Here is a 20780-nt window from a genome sequence, read left to right as displayed (position 1 = left end):
GTGAGGCCGCGAGAGGACGATCCGCGCCTTCGGCGATGCCAGCGGCAACGCGACCTTCACCTACAACGCCAACGACAAGCTGGTGATGATGAACCAGGGCCGCGGCGATGGCCAGGACCGTGACGAGATCTCCCGCTACGCCTACGACAACGACGACCACATCGTCGCCAAGTGGCACGACAACGGCAAGGACGCCGCGCGCGACCGCATCGACTACGTGTACGCCCAGGGCAATCCGGTGGCCGAAACCGGCACCGCGATCCAGGGCGGCGCGTACACCGCGATCGATACCAAGAACTACGCGCTGTTCGAGAACTACGGCAAGGACTTCCCGGGCGGCACGACCTCCAGCTACACCGTCAAGGGCGGCGAAACGCTGCAGGGCATTGCCAACACCCTGTGGGGCAATCCGAGCCAGTGGTACGTGCTGGCCGAGGCCAACGGCCTGTCCGGCACCGAAGAACTGAAGGCTGGCCAAGTGCTGGTGGTGCCGTCCAACGGCAAGTCCGAGCTGATCAACTCGCAGACGCACAAGACCTACAACGAGAACGAAATCGTCGGCAGCAAGCTGCCGAACCTGAAGTCGCCGCCGCCGAAAGGCAAGAAGTGCGGCGGCTTCCTGCAGATCCTGGTGATCATCGTGGCCATCGTGGTGACGATCTACACCGCGGGTGCGGCAGCAGGCCTGATGAGCGTGGCGACAGGTGCGACGACGACGTTCGGCGCCGGCCTGGCCGTGCTGGGCGGCGCTGGCGGCCTGGCAGGCATGGGCGCGGCGATGATCGGTGGCGCCATCGGCTCCATCGTCAGCCAGGGCGTCGGTATGGCGGTCGGCATCCAGGAGCACTTCAGCTGGAAGAGCGTGGCCATGAGCGCCATCGGCTCCGGCGTGGCAGCCGGCATCGGCGGCACCGGTGTGTTCAACCTGACTCCGTCCACCGCGATCAATACCGGCCTGACGGCAATGGCATCGAACGTGGCAACGCAGGGCATCAGCATCGCTTTCGGCCAGCAGAAGAACTTCAACTGGCGCGCCGTGGCAGCATCCGGCGTCGCAGCGGCGGCCAGTTCGGCGGTCGGCGATCTGCTGAAGGGCGTCGACATCACCGGCGACAAGGCGATGAACGAGTTCCTGACGAAGACCGCTCGTTCGGTAACCTCCAGCGTGACAAGCCAGCTGGTTGAGACTGGCAAGGTTGACTGGCGTTCGGTGGCGATTACCGAGGTGGGCAACTACATCAATTCGAAGGTCAATGAAAAGTGGGGCACAGGCATGGCCAACGTCCTGGCCGAGTCCGTCGTTGGCGCCGGCCTGGCAAGGCTGCGCCATCAGGATCCGCTGGCCGGCGCCATCGGCGGCGCGGTTGGCAGCATCGTCGGCCAGATGTCGCGCAGTGCGTTTGCTGCGGTGGGCATTGATGCCGAACAGGTGGCGGCGGAGGGCCAGTTCTCTGGCGCGCGGTCCATGGTCAACAAGGACGGCACCATCGCCGGCACCGATATCAAGTTGCCTTGGGAAGTCCCTGTCGCCGAAATTTCGCCTCCGACCAGCAACAAAGCCCTGGAAACCGTGTTCAACGGTCAAGGCTTCAGCAGCAGCAATATCTTGGACAGCATTGTCAGCGCCGTCGGTTCCGGCCTGGGCAGCGCGTTCGCGCAGTGGGCGGGCCGCGATACCCGCGCAGCAGCCACCGCAGGCGGCGGCGCGGCAGCGCGCGCCTACCAGACTACCATCAAGGATGGGACGGCAGCCGCATTCGACAAGCTTGTGAAGGCGAAAGCAGACAAGGCCGAGGAGATCCGTAAGGCCTTTGCACCGAAGCCGGCCAAAGACCCATTCGCCATGGATCCAGTTGAGAAACTGGCGGGTGACATTACCGGGGTGAACTATACGGGCGAGAAATTGGGCCCGGACATGGGCCTTGGCTTGGTCGGCGTTCCTGGCGCAGCAACGGCTCGTCCGCAGCCGACTGCCATGGACATTGCAGATGCGACCAAGGCTTTGTACAAGCAGGCAAAAGCGGACAACCCAACTGCTACCGCCGCGGAATTGAAAGCAATCGTCAACGCGCAAACGAATGAGCAATTCGGCATCGATGGCTTGATGACCTACAAGCCGAAGGATGGCGACGGTCAGATCAAGATCGCGCGCAATGCGTACGGTAGGGACGAAGAAAACCTCGCCTATGCGGCCAATTTCATACTCAACGATGGAAAGGATCTCAAAGACACGCAAGTCCAGGCGGGCAAGGACGTACTGATGTTCTCGAAAGACGTTGTGGATTCGCTTGCCAATGACGAGAAGGCAAGCAAAGACCTCGACAAGATGGGCCGCCAGCTGATCTCGGCTGAGGGCAAGGTACGCTTGGAAATCCTGGCCGCCCAGGAGAAGAAACTGAAGGCGGAGCAGGACAGGTTGCTGGCTGCGAAGGCTGACGCCGACCGTGAGGCGGCCGCCAAGCAACAAACCACCCAGCAGCAAACCGCCCCAGTCAAAGCTGCACCGGTAGCAGCGGCTGCCGCCAAGGGCGAGGAAGGTGGCTGGTTCGATACGCTGGCTGGCTATGCAAAAGAAGCCAAGGGCTTGTACGACAAAGCTTCCGATGCGATGCATGAACGCAAGACGCAAGTGTGGGATGCCGTCGATCGAAAAGTTGCCGAATTGCGCGGGGCCGCCCAGGATGGCGCGAACTCCCTGTTCGGCAAAGAGAGAGTCGACAGTGCCATTGCTGCAATCGGTGTGCTTGAGCAGAAAGCTGATGCCGCCAAGAAGGAGTTTAAGCAGTATGTCAGCGAAAAATCGACCTCACTCCTTGGCGAGGTCGGCAAGCTTACGGAGCAGTATGAACAAGGCAAGCAACTGCTTCGCAGCAACATCGACAGCATCGCACGCGATGGCGCTGCCTTTGCTGACCGCACGAAGGTTACGCTGAGCGACTACATTCAAGGCTCTGAAAATATCATCGGCAAGGATAACGCCAACAAGTTGGCATCGCTGGCAACTAACTTTGTCGACAATGTGTCGGAAGGTCTCGGCACCGCCAAGCAAGCTGCTTACGACATCCAGGATGGAGGCGACGCAACCGGCCTGAGCCTGCTCAAGAAATCGGTGGATTGGGGCGTATCGGAGCTCAACAGCAATGGCTACGCGATCAACGCCAGCGAGTTCGACCAGCGTGTTGATACGACCCGCAAGACCCAACTGGACCGCGAAGGCGGCATCCTGAAGAAGCCATTGACCGGCATAGCAGGTGCCGCTGACGGCGTGGTGACGGATCTGGTCAGCGCCGGCGTCGGTGTCGTCAAGCTGGCTGACGGACTCATCAAGAATGCGGAATACAACTTCCTGCATTCCCTCGGAGCTGAGAGGTACGCCTCGGAAGACACTGTGAAAGGGCATCAGACGATCGAAGCCTTGAAGACTACCGTGGTCGACAAGGCCGTATCCGTCGGCAAGGACTTGCTCAACGATGCACCGGGCACGCTCTCCAAAGGCTGGGATGGCGTCACCAACTGGGTCGGTAAAGCAGGGGATGACCTCGGCGCGATGTTCACCAAAGGCGGCATCGAAGGCTATGAAGCCGGCGAACGCACTGGTGCCCGTGGCGTCGCAGTGGCGGGTGCTGTAACCGGCGTGATCGGCGCAGGGAAAACGGCGGTATCGTTGGCCGGCCGGATGGGCTTGATCCGGCGAAGGTGCGGAAGCCGCCGCAGCGGCAAACGCCCTGCGCTCGGCGGTTGGGGAGGCTGGCGCGGCTGATGCTGCTGTTGCAGGACGTGGCGCGGTTGGCAATGCCAGCGGTGCGCGCGCCGCTGCGGGCGAAGTCGCAGGTGAGACCGGGGCTATACGCACGGCTGCATCGGAAGCCAGGTCGGGCGCCGTAGGTGAGGCCGCCACAACCCGTGGACGCCTCAACGGCGAGCCGAATCCGGCAACCGCGATCACTGGCGATGCCAGCGCCGCAAGCCGCGCAAATATTGCGGACCGCGCAGCACCACGCAATCCGTGGGAGCAGACTGAGGTGACAGGAGGGAAGGTTGCCGAGGCTGTACCTGGACGCGCCGCGTCGGAGATGCCAAAGGTAGCCAATGGCAGTGGCGTGGCGGCGGATGCGCCTGCTGTAGTGCGCAATGCCCCGGGTGAAGTCCGTGCGGGCTCCAATGCGGCAAAGGTAGAGCGTGAGGTGCCGCGCACCGAGCAAGGCCCCGCGCCACGCGCACCAGAGCCGTACCGTCCGCCAGTGCAGGAGCCGACGCCGGCATCTGCGCCAAGCACGCCGGCACCGCGCGGTGCTGATGTGCATGCGCCACAAGCGCCGCAGGCTCCACGCCCAGCTCCGACGGCAGGCAATGCGCCGCAAAGGTTCGAGCTGTCCATGAAGGAGCACAACCGCGCATTGCAGGATGCCGGCCTGAATCGGGCAGAACGCCGAGCCGTTATGAACGGTGAAGCTTCCGCCGCCGAACTTGGTGGAGTCTCGAAAACCGGCCGTTCGGTGATGGTCAATGGCGTGGACGTGCGCAACCTGCGCCGTGCGTGCTTCGTGGCCGGTACTCCGGTGGAAACCCGCGACGGTTTGCGCGCGATCGACCGCCTGGCCATTGGCGACCAAGTTCTGTCGCGCCATGAGGAGACGGGTGAGATTGCCTATCGTACCGTGGTGCGTACGATCGTTATCGAGGACAAGCAGATTTATCGTCTGGTCGTAGCGGACGATGCCGGAAACCGTGAAACGATCCGCACCACCGATGAACACCCGTTCTGGATCGCGGACCACGGCTGGGTACGTGCAGCCGACCTGCGCGAAGGTGATCCATTGCTGACGCCATCCGGCGAACATCGCGTAGTGGTGTCGCTGGTGGAAGAGGACGTGCTGGAAACCGTCTACAACATTGAGGTTGACGAGTTCCACACCTACTTCGTTGGTGAATTGCGCGTCTTCGTTCACAATGCCGACTGTGGCGAAGTAGAAGTTGTTTCGCATGGCGCTAAGCAAGGGCAGACCATTACGAGCCGCACAAACTTGGCGGAAGGCACGGCGTCTGCGGGGGCAGTACAACAAGTTACCAGGGTCGCGATTCGCGATTTTGAGGAGTACAGGAAGATTAGTGGTGGTCCACTGAAACCAAATACCATTTACGAATACAAAGGAGCAGAGTTCGAAACCGATAGCCTTGGACGGTCCTTTAGTACTCGAGGCTACGTTGACACAAGCGTACCAGGTCAGCGTTTGCCATCGGTCGACCATGCAATTGGCAATCATGCGGACGCTCTTCCGACTGACGTCGGGTTCCACCGAGGCGCCGATTCGCTGGGCTTCCCCGGAGGCCACTTGAATGGGTACCTCGAAAAACTACCTCAGCCATGGCATGATGTCAGCGCATCAAACTTGACGACACTGCCATGATGAAACCCAACCTGTTTGCCGCTCAGGAGCGCGAAGCCAAGCTGACGAAGCTGGGCGACGCGCTGCAAGTACTGGAGCGGCATGTCGACTTCGCGGCGCTGGCCGACGCAGTCGATGAAGCAGCGCCACGGCCCGGCCGCGAGCGCGGCGGACGACCACCGTTTCCTACCGAGGTGATGGTGCGGATTCTGTTGATCCAGCACCTGTTCAACCTCTCGGACGAGCAGATGGAATTCCAGTTGCTTGACCGGCTCAGTTTCCAGCGCTTCGCCGGCCTGCGCGACTCCAGCCAGATCCCCGATCGCACCACGATCTGGACTTTCAAAGAGCGCCTGATCAAGGCCGGCGCCAGCGAAAGCGTGTTCGACGCCGTCAACCGGCAACTGGCCCGGCATGGCTACATCGCCCGAGGCGGCCAGATGATTGACGCCTCCATCGTCCAGGCGCCGAAACAATCGCTGAACAAGGAAGAAAAATCCCTCGTCGTGGACCAGAACGCCATGCCAGCCGACTGGTCGCCGCCGAAGCGACGTCAGAAAGACCTGGATGCGCGCTGGACCAAAAAGCACGGCAAATCCTATTTCGGCTACAAGCTGTCGGCGAACGTGGACAAGCGTTGCAAGCTGATCCGAAAAATCAAGATCAGCACCGCCAGCGAGCACGACACGCTGCATTTTGAAGACGTGCTCGATCCGGCCAATACCAGCCGGGATATCTATGCCGACAAAGGCTACGTCAATCACAAGCGCGAAGAGCGGCTTACCGGTGAGGGCTACCGCATGCACATCCAGCGCAAAGGCAACAAGGACAAACCGCTGTCCGAGGCTCAGCAGCGCCGCAACCGGCGCATCGCCAGCCCGCGCGCCCGCGTCGAGCATGTCTTTGCCGGCATGGCGCAGCTGGGCGGCAAGATGCTGCGCTCGATCGGTCTGGCACGCGCCACGCTGCAACTGAACTGGAAGGCCGCCGCGTACAACCTGCGTCGCCTTTGTTACCTGAAGGAGGCGAAGATTTCGGCGTTTTGACGCCCGAGGTCCGTCCGAACCGTCCCAAAAGGCGGATTCGGACAGAAAAATGGCCATGAAAATGGCGGCGAACGTGGCGCGGCCGCTTTGTAGGCAGCTATTTTTTCGGTGTCACCGCTCAAACTGCCAGTAAATCGAGGTTCCCGAATGTTAATCCTGGAAATGGTGTCCCCATTCCGGCTGAATTCCCTAACACACCAAATCTAAACGGCGGGGCCTACAAAAGGCTAGAAAACCAGTTGAGGAACATGGATAAGGCTGGCGATAAAGTTCATGCAAACTTTGAAGCTGTATATAATGAAGGGAATTTAACCCATCGGCCAGAAGGGTTTAGGGTGACTTACCAGGTAAATGGTGGAATCCCGATTGAACGTAACTTCATTAATCAACCGGGTGGTTAAAATGGATCAACTCGATCAAATTCAGATTATTCAGGAAATTGTTAATAGGGTGATATCTGTCGCGGATCCACATTGGAGTGAGCTTATGATTACCTACTACGTGGATGAAGAGCAGAGCCAATTTGCTAATAGCTATTTAGTCAACGTTGAAGGTTCTGTACGGGAAAAACCGTTGCGAACGGTAAATGATTTGGATAAATGGCTTCGTAGATTACGCACAGAGTTAGCACGAGGAGGTGAAAAACCATTTTCGTCGTGCAAACTGCACTTGTTGTCTGACGGAAAATTTAGCGCAAGCTACGGATATGATGAATTGGATTGGGAGGCCCTTGTAAAGATGGGCTGGAATTTCCCGGACGTCACGTCTTTACATTAAAGGAAGGGTGATCTTTTAGCATTTTATTCTGGTTTCTCTGATAGAGGCCGGCAAATTTCTTTGGCATATGGCGATCCGCTGGCCCATATAATATCGTGTGGTGTACGGTGTAGAGATGATTTAAATGTCATTCACTGACGATTTGTTGTCCCTATTAGAGAAGCAGGCGACTAGTAATTAGGTCGTCGAAGTTACAAGTTCGCATTCGTTGTTTGATATCTAAGGCGATCCTACCTTCCGACTTTATGTTGGGTCGGAGAATAAGGGAGTTGACTTGCTTTTCGATGACGAGAATTTATTTACATGAAAAGAGAATATTCCGCTTTCCTGGCGGCCTCAGGCCGAGAGGTGCAATACGCGGCTGTTCCAGATCAAATATTGGAAAAGTACCGTAGAATATTGCCGGATTCGTTGCTTGAAATTTGGCAAAGCCAAGGCTGGTGCTCGTATGGCGGAGGTATGTTCTGGACTGTCAATCCAGAAGAATATGGGTGGTTAGTCGATGGTTGGATCAAGCCGCTGAACGGGCTGCCCAAGGACCGTTATTTCATAATTGGGCGTTCGGCGTTTGGCGAGTTCTTTTGTGCGCGGGAGAATGGGCCCCGAGTATTCACGATATGTTGCCCTATTGCCGCCGTAATGGCTCGTAGCTCGGCACTTGTCCCAGGCAACATGGAGGGTGCCATTGACATGTTTTTCGGTGGGATGCGCCTGGAAGACTTCGATTTCGATGACGACGATGGTAATCCAATGTTTGAAGCTGCTCGGGACGTGCTTGGATTGCTGGGACCAGATGAGGTGTATGGATTTGTGCCAGTGCTTCCTTTAGGTGGTGAGGCAAATGTCACGAACTTGCAGAAGTTAAAACTTGGAGTTCATATTGACATTGTCAAACAACTTGCAGGCGTACAATTGATGACGGACTGAGCTAGGGAGTTGACGATCTAGGCTAGGCACCACCGGATCGACAATTGAGTTTCTAAAACGATCTTAGTAGCCTGTAGCGATTGATCCACCTGGCGTACGCCAGGTTTCCGGCGCTACTAGCGTACTCTTAACCCCAGAGGGTGAGCCTGATCGGTGGCGCCGTCGGCTCCATCGTCAGCCAGGGGCGTCGGCATGGCTGTCGGCATCCAGGAACACTTCAGCTGGAAGAGCGTGGCCATGAGCGCCATCGGCTCCGGCGTGGCAGCCGGCATCGGCGGCACGGGCGTATTCAACCTGACTCCGTCCACCGCTTTGGCTGATCCAACACGGATGGGAAGTGCCAGCGTTAATTCGTCAATTGGCCCTGCATGGAATAGCCGCGTTGGTACGTTGGATAAATGGGCTAACGATGCTCGGGCTGCTGGCTATGGTGACCGCCGAATGAACGTGCGGCTGTTCATTGAGACCGGGCTGGAAAATAGTGGGCGCTAAAAGAGAGATTCGAATGAAGAGAGAGTATTCTGAGTTTTTTGAGGAATTTGGGGACGGCGTGCAGTACGCATCCGTTACTGAGGAAGTCTTCGCCAAATTTCGGGGACGATTGCCGGACTCCTTGCTGGAAGTGTGGCAGGAGCAGGGTTGGAGCTCCTATGGCGACGGGTTATTCTGGACCGTAAATCCGGAAGAATATACTTGGTTGGTCGATGGGTGGGTACGCACCCTAGAAGGTATGCCCAACGACAGTTATTTTGTCATCGCGCGCAACGCCTTTGGTGAGTTTTATTGCGTCCGACAACATGGGGCCAAGGTATTTACCATCTGCTGTCCGTTTGCTGCGGTAATGGCGACGCGAGAAGCACTGAAAGACGGCAGCATCGATGACGCATTGGAGCTCTTTTTCGGTGGCAGAATGCCCGAGGATTTTGACTTTAACGATGAAGCCGAAAACCCGATGTTTGAAGCGGCTCGAACCGCTCTTGGCTCGCTCGGACCCGAAGAGATTTATGGCTTTGTACCGATGCTCCCGATGAGCGGTAGGGCTGACGTTGCGAATCTGCAAAAGGTGAAGCTGGATGTGCACATTGACATCGTCAAACAGTTCGCGGGTGTCAGGCTGATGACTGGCTGAGTGGGTATTGCGCGCCGCGCTTTCATCGTATCGCGAGCCAAATTATCGTCAAGCGATTTCGGCAAGATTGGCGGCGTTTTTCCACTTTAACGTCGTAGAATTTTCCCTGCCTGGCCAGGCTTAGATCGTATCGTCTGCCGCTTTGGCGTGGTAGCTGCGTTGAAAAAATGGGGACCCAGAGTCCCCCGCGCTACGACATGCGCGGCTGGCCCCCATCATCTTCAATGGATTCCCGCTGCGTGATGGCATCGGCAGGATGCGCTACGCCTTCTCCCCGCTGCGCGCTTGCTGCTGCTTGAGTCGCGCTTCGTGCGAGCCAGTGCGGTTGCTGCAGCGCTGCGTTGACGCGGTGACGGTGCAAATACGAGACGCGCGCTTGGTCGGCCATGTGCATCCAAACCAAACGCCAAGTCAGCAATGGCCTTCCCAGCAAGACATGAATACTCTCAACACCCGCTACTTCAGGGAACTTGGGACTAATCCGGATGCCAAGTCGGCTTCATGCTATAACGCCGCATAATGGCTATTCGCTCTGGGAAACAAAGGTAGATGAAAATGACGATTCAATATAAACCGAACACGCTAGCGCCTCACTTTTCGCAAGCGGAAATGGATTCGATGGAGAGAATGCTTTCGCTTGACTTGCCCGGATTTGCATTTGATCCTGCATATATAGAACACGTAGAGAACTTTAACGGCGGCAGCCCATTAAACAAGTACTTCCAAACTGGGAACGGCAGGAAGTTGCCAATTGATCGCTTCCTGAATTACTCGGACACCAAATTGATGACCGATCGTTCTTTACAGGGCCTAAACGCGAATGTGGTTTGGTCGATGATTGAAGATCGGCTGTCGCTATACTTGCTGCCGTTTGCAATATTGCCTGATGGTGACTTTCTTTGCTTTGATTACGAAGTGGAAGGACGTCCATCCATCGTTCTGTGGAGTCATGAATTGTCGGAGGAGGATGAACCGCACACCACCGAGGTCGCGTCAAACTTCGATGAATTTGTCAAAGGTCTGACTGACTCATTCTGATTTCGGCATACAAACCGATTTGCGCCAGCATGCCGGCGCAACTCCCGTTACGCCTACGACAACGACGATCACATCGTCGCCAAGTGGCACGACAACGGCAAGGACGGCGCGTGCGACCCATCGACTACGTCTACGCCCAGGGCAATCCGGTGGCCGAAACCGGCACCGCGATCCAGGACGGCGCGTACACCGCGATCGATACCAAGAACTACGCACTGTTCGAGAACTATGGCAAGGACTTCCCGGGCGGCACGACCTCCAGCTACACCGTCAAGGGCGGCGAGACGCTGCAGATGTCGACCAAGGCTATAGCAAGTAATTTTTAGCGGAGAGATTTTCGTGTTGAATCAAATGGATTTGGAATCCAACGTTTCGGCGGTCGTCGAACTCGGAAGCGGGGTAGTACGGTGTCAAGACGTACTACCCAAGGTGAAGTTCTTTTATTACCTTAAGCTCGCTGAAGTGGGAAGTACCGCACCGGACTACGTGCTGGTTTCAGAAAATAGAATGGATGACGATTTTGCTGTTGAAGTCTTAGCTAACGCGGCGGCAGTAGATGTGGACGTAAGTTCTCGACTCAAAAGGCATCCTCTCAGACCGAACAAATATGGTTTTACGTCGATGCTTTTTGCCGACAGTTCATATCATGCCTATTTCAAAGGGCGTTTGGATGAAAAGCGTAGTAATCTGGTCCTGGTGGTTCCGATATACGATTGCGAGTTCACAGGTGACGAGTCTCCTGACGAATTTGCAATGATGCGGCGCGATTTAGTTCCGACGCTAAATTGGGAACGCGAAGTTGCACCCAAAATTTTGCTGCGCTTCGATAACCCGAAGACTCGCGGCGGCACTGGGGATTCAGAGGTATTAGTAAAGTACGGGACACTCGTTAGGGAAATCGACAACCTGCAAGGTGTCAGCAACGGATTTATCGAGATAATCAACCATCTGGGTTCCGTTCGCGAAGTGCTTTCGGCTGATGAGGATAATTTTGTACTCATCCACGAGCGCGACGACAGCAATAGGGAGAACTTAAGTCGGGACGCACTGCTTGACGTCGTGTACAGATTCCTGACGAAGTAAAGTCTAGGTAAATGACTTATCTGTTCTTTGTTCCATGATGTACTTTGCACCGAACAGGGCCGGCTCCGCGCGCCGCTGAACCGTACCGTCCGCCATGACGTCGCAGTTGGTTATGGACGCACTGCTGATGGCGGTGTTTCGGCGCGGTCGGCCACGAGAAGTGCTGCATCACTCCGACCAAGGTTCTCAATATACCAGCGAGAATTCTCAGAAGCTGCTTGCGGCCCATGGCATCGTGTGCAGCATGAGCCGTAGGAGAAATTGCTGGGACAACGCTGCGATGGAGAGTTTCTTCTCGACGCTGAAAACCGAACGGTTAAACAGGAAGCACTATCGAACCCGTGATGCATTGTGCGCCGACGTGTTCGATTACATTGAAAGGATTTATAACCCAAGGCGAAAGCAGTCAACATTGATCTACATTAGCCCGGTACAATTCGAATCCCTTAAATGCGCCTAGATGAAGTGTCCGTCGAATTGGGGGAATGCCACCTGCGCCTGACTGCGACCATTGGACTTCCGAAAATTCTAGCAGCGAGCAGATGAAGGAATTGAAGATGAAACAGTATGAAAAGGTATTGGGCGGGCTTGGCATGCCGGAGGAATTGATTGCGCTAGCAACGGGCAGGCTTCAACTGCCTAATGGAATAAACGAACAGCCTGCACGGTGCTACGGCTTTCCGCCGGCACTCATTCCGTTTTGGAGTGCGCCAGATGCGATGATTTACACAGGCTACTGGAGGGAACCTCGATTTACTGGCAGTTTGAGCGGTGACACCGAAAAAATAGCTGCCTACAAAGCGGCCGCGCCACGATCGCCGCCATTTTCATGGCCATTTTTCTGTCCGAATCCGCCTTTTGGGACGGTTCGGACGGACCTCGGGCGTCAAAACGCCGAAATCTTCGCCTCCTTCAGGTAACAAAGGCGACGCAGGTTGTACGCGGCGGCCTTCCAGTTCAGTTGCAGCGTGGCGCGTGCCAGACCGATCGAGCGCAGCATCTTGCCGCCCATCTGCGCCATGCCGGCAAACACATGCTCGACGCGGGCGCGCGGGCTGGCGATGCGCCGGTTGCGGCGCTGCTGAGCCTCGGACAGCGGTTTGTCCTTGTTGCCTTTGCGCTGGATGTGCATGCGGTAGCCCTCACCGGTAAGCCGCTCTTCGCGCTTGTGATTGACGTAGCCTTTGTCGGCATAGATATCCCGGCTGGTATTGGCCGGATCGAGCACGTCTTCAAAATGCAGCGTGTCGTGCTCGCTGGCGGTGCTGATCTTGATTTTTCGGATCAGCTTGCAACGCTTGTCCACGTTCGCCGACAGCTTGTAGCCGAAATAGGATTTGCCGTGCTTTTTGGTCCAGCGCGCATCCAGGTCTTTCTGACGTCGCTTCGGCGGCGACCAGTCGGCTGGCATGGCGTTCTGGTCCACGACGAGGGATTTTTCTTCCTTGTTCAGCGATTGTTTCGGCGCCTGGACGATGGAGGCGTCAATCATCTGGCCGCCTCGGGCGATGTAGCCATGCCGGGCCAGTTGCCGGTTGACGGCGTCGAACACGCTTTCGCTGGCGCCGGCCTTGATCAGGCGCTCTTTGAAAGTCCAGATCGTGGTGCGATCGGGGATCTGGCTGGAGTCGCGCAGGCCGGCGAAGCGCAGGAAACTGAGCCGGTCAAGCAACTGGAATTCCATCTGCTCGTCCGAGAGGTTGAACAGGTGCTGGATCAACAGAATCCGCACCATCACCTCGGTAGGAAACGGTGGTCGTCCGCCGCGCTCGCGGCCGGGCCGTGGCGCTGCTTCATCGACTGCGTCGGCCAGCGCCGCGAAGTCGACATGCCGCTCCAGTACTTGCAGCGCGTCGCCCAGCTTCGTCAGCTTGGCTTCGCGCTCCTGAGCGGCAAACAGGTTGGGTTTCATCATGGCAGTGTCGTCAAGTTTGATGCGCTGACATCATGCCATGGCTGAGGTAGTTTTTCGAGGTACCCTGGAGTCACTGGTTCGCTGATCGTGACGCCAGCTTTGTCAAGATGTACGTCAAGTTGGGCTACGTGGTATCTGAAATAGCGCGGACCTGCGAACAGTTCAAAGCATACGAAGTCTTGAATGAGCTTGTATTCGCGGACGAATCCACCCCGGAAGTTGCCGACTTTGCAGCCAAACTAGGGGTTGATTTAGGCCAGATTGAGCAATTTGCCGAAACTCATGGCGACGACCCAACACAGTTATATTTGCTGCCAGAATTTGCAGTACGCACGCCACTGGAAAGCTGTTCTGGGTCGAAAGGTTATTGCGGTGGTTTTCCAACCGTTAGCAACGCCAATGGTTCTGCTAATAAACAGGTGTCCTCTTTTGAGTTAAATGAAACCACCGCGCGTGCGTTTCTGGCCAGTCCTGATTGTCCCCCATGGTTAAAGACTACGGACAAACAGCACTTATTCCAGACCTATTTGAGTGCGGGAGACCTGACATCGGCGTGGTTCACGTTAAATTCAAGCGGCTGGAACTTTGCCGCTGCTCGGGCCGCATTGACGAAATTGGCGCACCACTCGGAAGTCGACAATTTTCACGCAATGGTCGAGGCATGGCTGTCCTTGCCGCACGAACAATATGGCGTTGGCTATTAGTAGTGGACAAAAATGGTACTTGGAAGCTCGTGACAATTGAGAGTACAGGAGGAAAATTGTGGCATTTCAGGCTGACCCGGAACTGTTGAACCAGGCGGTGCAGGCGCTCGCCGATAGCGCGCCGCCGGATTGGAGAGTGATTACTTTCTATTTTGAGTTCTTAGACGATGAGCAACTCGGGCTGAGAAATAAGTGCACTGCGAGGGCGTTGGGCGGCGAAAATTTCGATATCCGTCTGGATAGCTACGAGCTCGGCAACACGACCCAGACATACGATGCAGTCAAGGCCTTGTATCAAGAGGCTGTCCAGCATGGCGAGAAATGGACGGGCGTACGCTTGACAGTCCTGTGGAACGGGCGCTTCAGGTTCCGCTTCTTTTATGGTCAAACACCTCTTCTGGGCGGCGACCTTGAAACGGTGCTGCAGATTATGTCCGACGGCTTGAACGAATTATGCAAGCCTGACTTCGGACGAACGGTGAATCCAGAAATGACTCCAGCAGTCGACGAAATTTACCAGCAGATCAAATCTCATCATCTGTTCAAAGTAATCCGTGGCGAGGAAGGCGTGTTTCGCACGCCGTCCTCCATTAATGCCGACTTGCTGCCGACCGATCACAACGAGCTGCTGGTCAAGGCGATTTATCCGATCGCCGAGAAGTACAACGTCAAGTTTGCAGAGCGCGAACTCGACGTGGCCTTGCGCGTCGCCGCAAGTGATGCGCTGGGCGTTTTCTGCGCTATCCAGTGCTATTACATGCAGGTGGTGAACGAGGAAGACGGCTTAAGCAATATTCGGTTGAACCGGGCGGATTTGCCGCAGTATTTGACGGCGCGCTATTTCGCTTTGGTGGAAGACCTCAAGAAATTGAACCTGAGCGGCAATGATGCGCTCGATTACGCGCAAAAGAGTGCCCTGAGCTACCTGAGGATCCTGGTGGAGCATTATGGCGTGCAGGCCACCGCATAGGCGTTAGCGCAAGTGAGCACAGCCAGCGCAGGGGGGCGGCACCTTGCGCCCTTCGAGGATGCTGCGAAGCGCGGCGATTGACTCGAAGCGGCTGGCGTCTTTGATGAAGCAGCATGGCATCTCGCCGCCGGTCAGGTCGTAGTAGCGCATGGCGTCATTCTCCAGAAGGTGGCAACGGTACTCGGTCGGTTGGCGATGCAGCTGGATGCGCTGTGGGTAACGGCGGCTGTAGTCGTCCTTGCCCTGCAGCGGCTGAATCATGTGGCGCAAGCCGCGCTTTCGGCACCATTCGCGCACTGGCTGAACCGAGGCGGAAACGGCGACGGAGAAGATCGTGATGTCGAGTTTGCCGCGCAGGTTCTCGACAAACTCGATGACGCGTTCCAGGTTGTGGCGGCCGATGCTGGCCGCTTCGCCTGCATCCAGCGTGTCGAGGCTGACTCCGACCTGGCGGAAGTCGGCCAGGAAGTGTTCGGGGTATTTATACGTGCCGTTGGTGATGGTGAACGGCTCGGCGCCGATGGCGCGCGCGTAGGCGGCCATGGCGAAGAAGTCGCGGTTCAGCGTCGGTTCGCCTTCGCCTTGCAGCGACAGGCGGCGCGGTACGCCGTAGCGCGCCACATGGCTGTCGACGATGGCGCGGAAGCGTTCCATCGGCATGTCGCCCTGGACCATGTCGCGCCCGGCGCAGTAGAAGCAGTCGAAGTTACAACGTGTACTGACTTCGACCTGCACATCCATCATTGCTGGGTCGCGCTGTCCAGCGATTGCAGCAATTCCCGGCCGCGCTCGGCGTACAAGTTGCTGGAGGCGGCCGATTGCAGCAGCACATCCAGGTGGCGGCGCGCGTCTTGCGCCTTGCCCTGGCGCGCCTGATGCAAGGCGCTGAAATACAGGGCCGGCGGGTGCACGGGGTCGCGTTCCAGGATGGCGTCCCACAGCACTTGCGCCTGTTCTGCCTGGCCGTCGTTGAAGTAGGCCATCGCCAGCTGGAATTGTTCGGTCGGCGCATCCGGATGCAGTGCCAAGTAGTGCTGGAACAGCTCCTGGGCGCGGCGCGGCAGGCCCAGCTGGGCGTACAGGCGGGCCGTCATGGCAATCGCTTCCGGTTCGGGAGCATTGCCGGCCAGGACCAGCTTCAACTTTTCCAGTGCGAGGTCGAGCCGGTTGCTGTCGATGTGATGGCGGGCCAGGGCGACCAGTTCATCGGGCGCAAATACGGACAAATTGTTGCTGGACGTCATAGTGGCGAAAGAAAAGTTAAGTAATTTGAATGTCAACATGCTACCATACAATGTTTAATGTATTGCAGCATCTATTTCTAAAAAGGAAAAAGTATGTTCAGCAGCTGGAAGCGCTGCGGCTTGCTGGCCGTGGCTTTATCGATGTCGGCGTCTGCGCAAGCGGGCTTGTTGACGTTCGAAGACCAGGACCCTGGCGACTGGGTGGCGCCGCTGGAGGCGGGCTATGGCGGCTTTGAATGGGGCAATGACCCCGCCGTTGTTTTCAAGGACTACATCCAGTCCCGCGGCTACCAATTGGGCACGGTGGGCAATGTTGGCTTGATCGGCTGGGACGGCATTATTTCGTTCTCGCGTGCGACCAAGTTCAATTTCGACCGCGCTGCCATCACGGCCGCCTGGAGCATGGATGAGGATGTCCTGGTGCAAGGCTGGCGCAATGGCCAGCTGCTGTACACCAAGACCCTGCAGACCTCCTTCAACGGCCCTTACTACTTCGATTTCGGCTTCAAGGGCGTGGACGCGGTGAGCTTCCTGGGCACCGGTGGTATCGATGCCGGCTCGCAGGACGGCGCCGGCCCGCAACTGGTGCTTGACCAGATCCAGTGGAGCGTCGATCAGGTCGATCCGCCTGGCGATGTGCCGGAACCGGCGACGTTGCCGCTGATGGCCGGCGGGCTCGGCCTGCTGGCCCTGGCACGCCGCCGGCGTTCCTGATCAGTGCGTGCTGCGGCCGGTATAGGCCGACAGCATCACGTGCTGGCTGCTGTCGGTGCCGGCGCTTTGCTGGCGCTGTTCTTCCGGCAGCCTGTTGACGTCGTCGATGATGCGCTGCATGTCGGCGTTCAGGGCCGGGTTGTCCAGGTTCAGTTCAATGCCGCGTTGCAGGTAGCGCAGCGCATCGGCAAATTCATCCGCCAGCAGGTGGCGCAGGCCGCGGCCAAAGTGGAACAGGCATTTGCCTTCGTCCAGGTCGTCCAGCGCCACCAGCACGTCGTTGGCGCGCGGGCCGTCGCCTGAAGACAGGTACAGCAGGCCCAGCTGGAAGCGCGCGATGGCCAGTTCCGGATTGGCGGCAATGGCCGCTTCCATCGCGGTTGCGGCGCGGTCATACATGCGCAGCGAGGCGTAGCTGGCGCCCAGCATCAGCAACGCTTCGGCGCTGGCATCGGGGCGGCTGCCCGCTTCTTTCAGGTAGGCCAGCGAGGTGGCGGAATCGCCGTTACGGTCGGCTTCCAGCGACAGCTGGAGCAGCTCGGCCTGGTCAAGCATGGCGAGGGTGGGGTTGCTCATTTTCGTAATCCGTTCTCAGTGTTTCGGCGCGCGTTGCGCCACAAAAGTGGTCAGGTATTCCTGCAGGCTCGGGGCATCCGCCGTCGGGCGCTGTTGCAGTGCGCGCGAGATCAGGCGGTCGGCCAGCTGCCCGTGGCCGTCCAGCTTGAGCAGGGCGGCCTTGGCGTAGACGGCGCCGAAGTTGGCCGGGTCCAGGCGGTTGGCCACGGTCACGGCCTGGCGCGCTTCGTCCAGGCGATTCAGGTGCACCAGCGCGGCAGCCAGGCCGCCGTGGGCTTCGGCGAAGCCGCGGTCGGCTTCCACGGCGCGGCAGAAACTCTGTTCCGCTTCGGCGTGGCGGCCGGTGGTCAACTGGGCCCAGCCCAGCGCGACGATGGTGCCGGAATGCTCGGGCATGCAGGCTTCGGCCTTGGCCAGCGAGGCCAGCGCGTCGTCCTGCTCTTCGGTGTAGAGCTGGCTCAGGCCCTTGCCCAGCCAGGCGCGCCCGTTGTCGGGGCGCTGCGCCAGCACGGTGTCGAAGCTGGCGCGCGCGGTGGCGATGTCCTGGTCTTCCAGTGCCAGCGAACCGCGCACTGCGTTGGCTTCCACGCTGTCGGGCTGGACCGCCAGGGCCGCCTCGGCGGCGGCGCGCGCCTGTTCGCGCTCGCCCAGGTCGAAATAGAGCAGGGAAAGATAGGCCTGGCTGTCGGGCGATTCGGTCTGGGCATGCCATTGCCGGGCCGCTTGCAGCGCTTCATCCATCTGGCCGGTGTGGTGCAGGCAGTTGGCCAGGTAGCGCGCATTGGCCGGCACATCCAGGCCGCCCGCTGCGGCGGCGCTGAACTGCTGCGCCGCTTCCTCGAAGCGATCCTGGTAGAACAGGGCGATACCCAGGTTGTGCTGCAGCGCCGGCGCTTGTTCGCCCTGTGCCAGCAAGCCTTCGAACAGGGCGCTCGCTTCGCTGAAGCGGTGCTGCGACAGGTAGACGGCGGCGGTGCGCGCGTTGGCGGCCGAGGCATCCGGCAGCAGGGCGGCGGCGCGGCCATAGCTGGCCAGGGCGGCATCGAACTGGCCTGCCTGGTGCTGCAGGTCGCCCAGGTCGAGCAGCAGGCTGGTGTTGTCCGGATCGGCTTGCAGGAACGTGGTGAAGCGCTGGATCTTGGCGGTGAGGTCTGTTGCGGTCGACATGGTAAAGCTTGGCAAATTTAGCAATGCAAGATCATCCTACAATATGATGAACGTGTAAACAACGCAATATTTCTTTCAAAGATGAATGCAAACATCCTGTTCGCGTGGGAATTGGGCGAACACCTGGGCCATGTCTCGAAATTCCTGCCGCTGGCGCTGGCCTTGCGCGAACGCGGTTACCGTCCGGTGTTTGCGGTGCGCGACACCCATTCGGCCGAAGTGGTGCTGGGGCCGCACGGCATGCCTTGGCTGCAGGCGCCGGTGGCGATCGGCCAGGGCGCCGCCGGGCCGGCCCTGAACTATGCTGACATCCTGCTGCGCTGCGGCTACGCCAGCCCGGTGCGCCTGGCCGGCATGCTGCGCGCCTGGCAGCAGATCTTCGAACTGGTGCAGCCGGTGCTGACGGTGTTCGACCACAGCCCGACGGCGCTATTGGCCAGTCGCGGACGGGCCATGCGGCGCGTGCTGCTGTCGCCCGGCTTTTTCCTGCCGCCGCGGCAGACGCCGTTTCCGCCCATCCTGCCGCAGTCGGTGGCGCCGGACAGCTTACTGGCGTGCGACACGGCGGCGCTGGCGGCGATCCAGGCGGCACAGCAGCGCATCGGCATGGCGCCACTGGCCACGCTTCCCGAACTGTTCGACGCCGACTTGCGCTTGCTCGATACCCATCCCGAGCTGGACCACTTTGGCGCCCGGCCGGAAGAGGAATACTGCGGCGGCTTCTATCTCGACGCCACGGGCGTGCCGGCCGAGTGGCCCGACACCGGGCGGCCGCGCGTGTTCGCCTACCTGCGCCCGGGGCAGCGCGGCGTGGACCGCCTGCTCAGCCAGTTGCGCATGGCGCCTTGCGATGCCCTGATCTACGCTCCGGGGCTGACAGCGCAGCAGGCGGCGCGCTTTGCCAACAGCAATATGCGCTTCACGCAAGAACTGACGCAGCTGCGCAGCCTGGCCGGGCAGTGCGACCTGGCCATCCTGTATGCCAGTCATGCCACGATCTGCGCCTGCCTGGCGGCCGGAGTGCCGATGCTGTTGTTGCCGCAGCAGCCGGAGCAGGCCATGCTGGCGCGCCGCGTGGCCGAGCTGGGCGTGGCCCGCGTCTACCAGGACGACACAGCGCCGCTGGCCCAGGTTGAGGAAGCCCTGGCCGATAACGGCATGCGCACGGCGGCCCAGGCGTGGCGCGGCAGCCACACTCCGCTCGCGGCGCCGGCGCTGGCCGATCGTCTCTCGGCACTGCTACAAAACCCCTCAAATTAGTGACACTTTTTAAGTTTCTATAAATAAAAACTCTACCATTTTATGCAATTAGCATTTACATCATGATAGTATTGCCGACTTTCAATTGTTATATTGTTAGTTGCCGAGGTAACAGTGGATGTAAATGCAATTGCCGGCCTGGGCCTGCAGAACGATGTCCGGCAAATGGAGAGCATCAGCCAGAACCTGGCCAATGCCGTGACGCCCGGTTACAAGAAGCAGCTGGCGATGGGTACCACCTTCCAGGCTCAGTTGAGCCAGGCAGCACTGGCGCAGCCATTGCCACTGACCCTGCCGTCCCTGCAAAGCAGTGTCATTGATGCCGGCGCCGGGCGCCTGCGCGCCACCGGCGACGCCCATGACGTCGCGGTCGACGGCACCGATTTCCTGGAGCTGGCCACGCCGGATGGCGCGGCCTACACCCGCCAGGGCAAGCTGCGGGTGGACGTCGACGGCCGCCTGGTCGGCGACCAGGGTCATCCGGTGGTCAGCAGCGCCGGTCCGCTCACCCTCAGCAACGCCCCCTTCACCATCGACGGCAACGGCGACGTGCAGCAGGATGGCCGCGTGGTCGGCCGCCTGAAGCGTGTGCGCTTCGAACAGGCCGCCCGCCTGCAGCCGCTGGGCGGCGCCATGTATGCGCTGGGCGGCGCCACGGTGGCCGACCCGAACAGCAGCGCGCCGGTCAAGCTGGGCTTCCAGGAAGCGTCCAACGTCGACACCACCACCGAGATGGTGCGCATGAGCATGACGGTGCGCCATTTCGAAGCCCTGGCACGCGTAGTGCAGGGCTATGACGACAACCTCGAAAAGACCATCCGCAAGCTGGGAGATTTTTAAGCC

Annotated in this window: 23 protein-coding genes and 1 pseudogene; 18 read left to right on the top strand and 6 right to left on the bottom strand. The window is 58.9% G+C overall.

What is annotated here, in order from left to right; translation table 11 throughout:
- Nucleotides 1-85: 85 nt before the first annotated feature.
- The 8 genes from ACN9MZ_RS28190 to ACN9MZ_RS28155 all read left to right on the top strand — a co-directional run bounded on the left by ACN9MZ_RS28190 (nucleotide 86) and on the right by ACN9MZ_RS28155 (nucleotide 9266).
- Complete coding sequence (locus ACN9MZ_RS28190) at nucleotides 86-3760, top strand: LysM peptidoglycan-binding domain-containing protein (protein ID WP_426340089.1); 3675 nt, start codon at nucleotides 86-88, stop codon at nucleotides 3758-3760.
- A gap of 616 nt (nucleotides 3761-4376) precedes the next feature.
- A complete protein-coding gene (locus ACN9MZ_RS28185; protein ID WP_426340088.1) occupies nucleotides 4377-5408 on the top strand; it encodes a polymorphic toxin-type HINT domain-containing protein in 1032 nt (343 codons plus the stop codon).
- Nucleotides 5405-6433, top strand: a complete 1029-nt coding sequence (locus ACN9MZ_RS28180; protein WP_426338225.1) for an IS5 family transposase — start codon at nucleotides 5405-5407, stop codon at nucleotides 6431-6433. Before ACN9MZ_RS28185 ends, ACN9MZ_RS28180 begins: the two co-directional genes overlap by 4 nt.
- Nucleotides 6434-6606: 173 nt before the next feature.
- A complete protein-coding gene (locus ACN9MZ_RS28175) occupies nucleotides 6607-6834 on the top strand; it encodes a DNA/RNA non-specific endonuclease (protein WP_426342968.1) in 228 nt (75 codons plus the stop codon).
- A 1-nt stretch (nucleotide 6835) separates the two neighbouring features.
- Nucleotides 6836-7210 (top strand): immunity protein YezG family protein, encoded by a 375-nt coding sequence (locus ACN9MZ_RS28170; RefSeq protein ID WP_426340087.1) that lies wholly within the window; start codon nucleotides 6836-6838, stop codon nucleotides 7208-7210.
- Between the two features lie 303 nt (nucleotides 7211-7513).
- Nucleotides 7514-8137 carry a GAD-like domain-containing protein gene (locus ACN9MZ_RS28165; RefSeq protein ID WP_426340086.1) on the top strand — a complete coding sequence of 208 codons (624 nt, stop codon included), beginning with the start codon at nucleotides 7514-7516 and terminating at the stop codon, nucleotides 8135-8137.
- A gap of 192 nt (nucleotides 8138-8329) precedes the next feature.
- Nucleotides 8330-8629 (top strand): polymorphic toxin type 15 domain-containing protein, encoded by a 300-nt coding sequence (locus ACN9MZ_RS28160; RefSeq protein ID WP_426340085.1) that lies wholly within the window; start codon nucleotides 8330-8332, stop codon nucleotides 8627-8629.
- Between the two features lie 13 nt (nucleotides 8630-8642).
- Nucleotides 8643-9266, top strand: a complete 624-nt coding sequence (locus ACN9MZ_RS28155; protein ID WP_426340084.1) for a GAD-like domain-containing protein — start codon at nucleotides 8643-8645, stop codon at nucleotides 9264-9266.
- A 190-nt stretch (nucleotides 9267-9456) separates the two neighbouring features.
- On the opposite strand, the gene ACN9MZ_RS28150 is transcribed toward ACN9MZ_RS28155, so the two are convergent.
- Nucleotides 9457-9654, bottom strand: coding sequence for a hypothetical protein (locus ACN9MZ_RS28150; protein ID WP_426340083.1), 198 nt, complete (start codon nucleotides 9652-9654; stop codon nucleotides 9457-9459).
- A 167-nt stretch (nucleotides 9655-9821) separates the two neighbouring features.
- Here ACN9MZ_RS28150 and ACN9MZ_RS28145 point away from each other — a divergent pair, with 167 nt between their 5' ends.
- From ACN9MZ_RS28145 to ACN9MZ_RS28125, 5 genes and pseudogenes are all read left to right on the top strand, one after another.
- Nucleotides 9822-10304, top strand: coding sequence for an SMI1/KNR4 family protein (locus tag ACN9MZ_RS28145; protein ID WP_426340082.1), 483 nt, complete (start codon nucleotides 9822-9824; stop codon nucleotides 10302-10304).
- A 110-nt stretch (nucleotides 10305-10414) separates the two neighbouring features.
- Nucleotides 10415-10630 (top strand): hypothetical protein, encoded by a 216-nt coding sequence (locus ACN9MZ_RS28140; RefSeq protein WP_426340081.1) that lies wholly within the window; start codon nucleotides 10415-10417, stop codon nucleotides 10628-10630.
- Nucleotides 10631-10643: 13 nt separating this feature from the next.
- Complete coding sequence (locus ACN9MZ_RS28135; protein WP_426340080.1) at nucleotides 10644-11387, top strand: hypothetical protein; 744 nt, start codon at nucleotides 10644-10646, stop codon at nucleotides 11385-11387.
- A 94-nt stretch (nucleotides 11388-11481) separates the two neighbouring features.
- A pseudogene (locus tag ACN9MZ_RS28130) lies at nucleotides 11482-11847 on the top strand (IS3 family transposase); the annotation flags it as partial.
- An 82-nt stretch (nucleotides 11848-11929) separates the two neighbouring features.
- A complete protein-coding gene (locus tag ACN9MZ_RS28125; protein WP_426340079.1) occupies nucleotides 11930-12307 on the top strand; it encodes a hypothetical protein in 378 nt (125 codons plus the stop codon).
- On the opposite strand, the gene ACN9MZ_RS28120 is transcribed toward ACN9MZ_RS28125, so the two are convergent.
- The gene (locus ACN9MZ_RS28120; protein WP_426340078.1) at nucleotides 12274-13302 is read right to left on the bottom strand and encodes an IS5 family transposase; all 1029 of its coding nucleotides are present in this window, start codon (nucleotides 13300-13302) and stop codon (nucleotides 12274-12276) included. The genes ACN9MZ_RS28125 and ACN9MZ_RS28120 overlap by 34 nt on opposite strands.
- 107 nt (nucleotides 13303-13409) lie before the next feature.
- Between ACN9MZ_RS28120 and ACN9MZ_RS28115 the strand changes: the two genes are divergently transcribed.
- Nucleotides 13410-14006: a hypothetical protein gene (locus tag ACN9MZ_RS28115; protein ID WP_426340077.1), complete on the top strand. Its 597-nt coding sequence runs from the start codon at nucleotides 13410-13412 to the stop codon at nucleotides 14004-14006.
- A 58-nt stretch (nucleotides 14007-14064) separates the two neighbouring features.
- On the top strand, nucleotides 14065-14976 hold the full coding sequence (locus tag ACN9MZ_RS28110) for a hypothetical protein (protein WP_426340076.1): 912 nt from the start codon (nucleotides 14065-14067) through the stop codon (nucleotides 14974-14976).
- Nucleotides 14977-14979: 3 nt separating this feature from the next.
- On the opposite strand, the gene ACN9MZ_RS28105 is transcribed toward ACN9MZ_RS28110, so the two are convergent.
- Entirely contained in the window at nucleotides 14980-15720 is a 741-nt protein-coding gene (locus ACN9MZ_RS28105) for a radical SAM protein (RefSeq protein ID WP_426340075.1), read from the bottom strand.
- Complete coding sequence (locus ACN9MZ_RS28100) at nucleotides 15717-16220, bottom strand: tetratricopeptide repeat protein (RefSeq protein ID WP_426340074.1); 504 nt, start codon at nucleotides 16218-16220, stop codon at nucleotides 15717-15719. The genes ACN9MZ_RS28105 and ACN9MZ_RS28100 overlap by 4 nt, the downstream gene beginning before the upstream one ends.
- A gap of 93 nt (nucleotides 16221-16313) precedes the next feature.
- On the opposite strand from ACN9MZ_RS28100, the gene ACN9MZ_RS28095 reads away from it, so the two are divergent.
- Nucleotides 16314-16934 carry a PEP-CTERM sorting domain-containing protein gene (locus ACN9MZ_RS28095; RefSeq protein ID WP_426336540.1) on the top strand — a complete coding sequence of 207 codons (621 nt, stop codon included), beginning with the start codon at nucleotides 16314-16316 and terminating at the stop codon, nucleotides 16932-16934.
- Here ACN9MZ_RS28095 and ACN9MZ_RS28090 read toward each other — a convergent pair whose 3' ends face one another.
- Nucleotides 16935-17510, bottom strand: a complete 576-nt coding sequence (locus ACN9MZ_RS28090) for a tetratricopeptide repeat protein (protein WP_426340073.1) — start codon at nucleotides 17508-17510, stop codon at nucleotides 16935-16937.
- 15 nt (nucleotides 17511-17525) lie between these two features.
- A complete protein-coding gene (locus tag ACN9MZ_RS28085; RefSeq protein ID WP_426340072.1) occupies nucleotides 17526-18677 on the bottom strand; it encodes a tetratricopeptide repeat protein in 1152 nt (383 codons plus the stop codon).
- Between the two features lie 81 nt (nucleotides 18678-18758).
- Here ACN9MZ_RS28085 and ACN9MZ_RS28080 point away from each other — a divergent pair, with 81 nt between their 5' ends.
- Both ACN9MZ_RS28080 and ACN9MZ_RS28075 read left to right on the top strand, forming a co-directional pair.
- On the top strand, nucleotides 18759-19937 hold the full coding sequence (locus tag ACN9MZ_RS28080) for a glycosyltransferase (RefSeq protein WP_426340071.1): 1179 nt from the start codon (nucleotides 18759-18761) through the stop codon (nucleotides 19935-19937).
- A 114-nt stretch (nucleotides 19938-20051) separates the two neighbouring features.
- Entirely contained in the window at nucleotides 20052-20777 is a 726-nt protein-coding gene (locus ACN9MZ_RS28075) for a flagellar hook-basal body protein (protein ID WP_426340070.1), read from the top strand.
- Nucleotides 20778-20780 lie beyond the last annotated feature (3 nt).

This window comes from Pseudoduganella sp. S-14, from assembly GCF_049913285.1.
Taxonomy (GTDB): domain Bacteria; phylum Pseudomonadota; class Gammaproteobacteria; order Burkholderiales; family Burkholderiaceae_D; genus Rugamonas.
The sequence above is the reverse complement of the archived record's forward strand: the minus strand, read 5'-3'. Positions and strand labels throughout refer to the sequence as shown.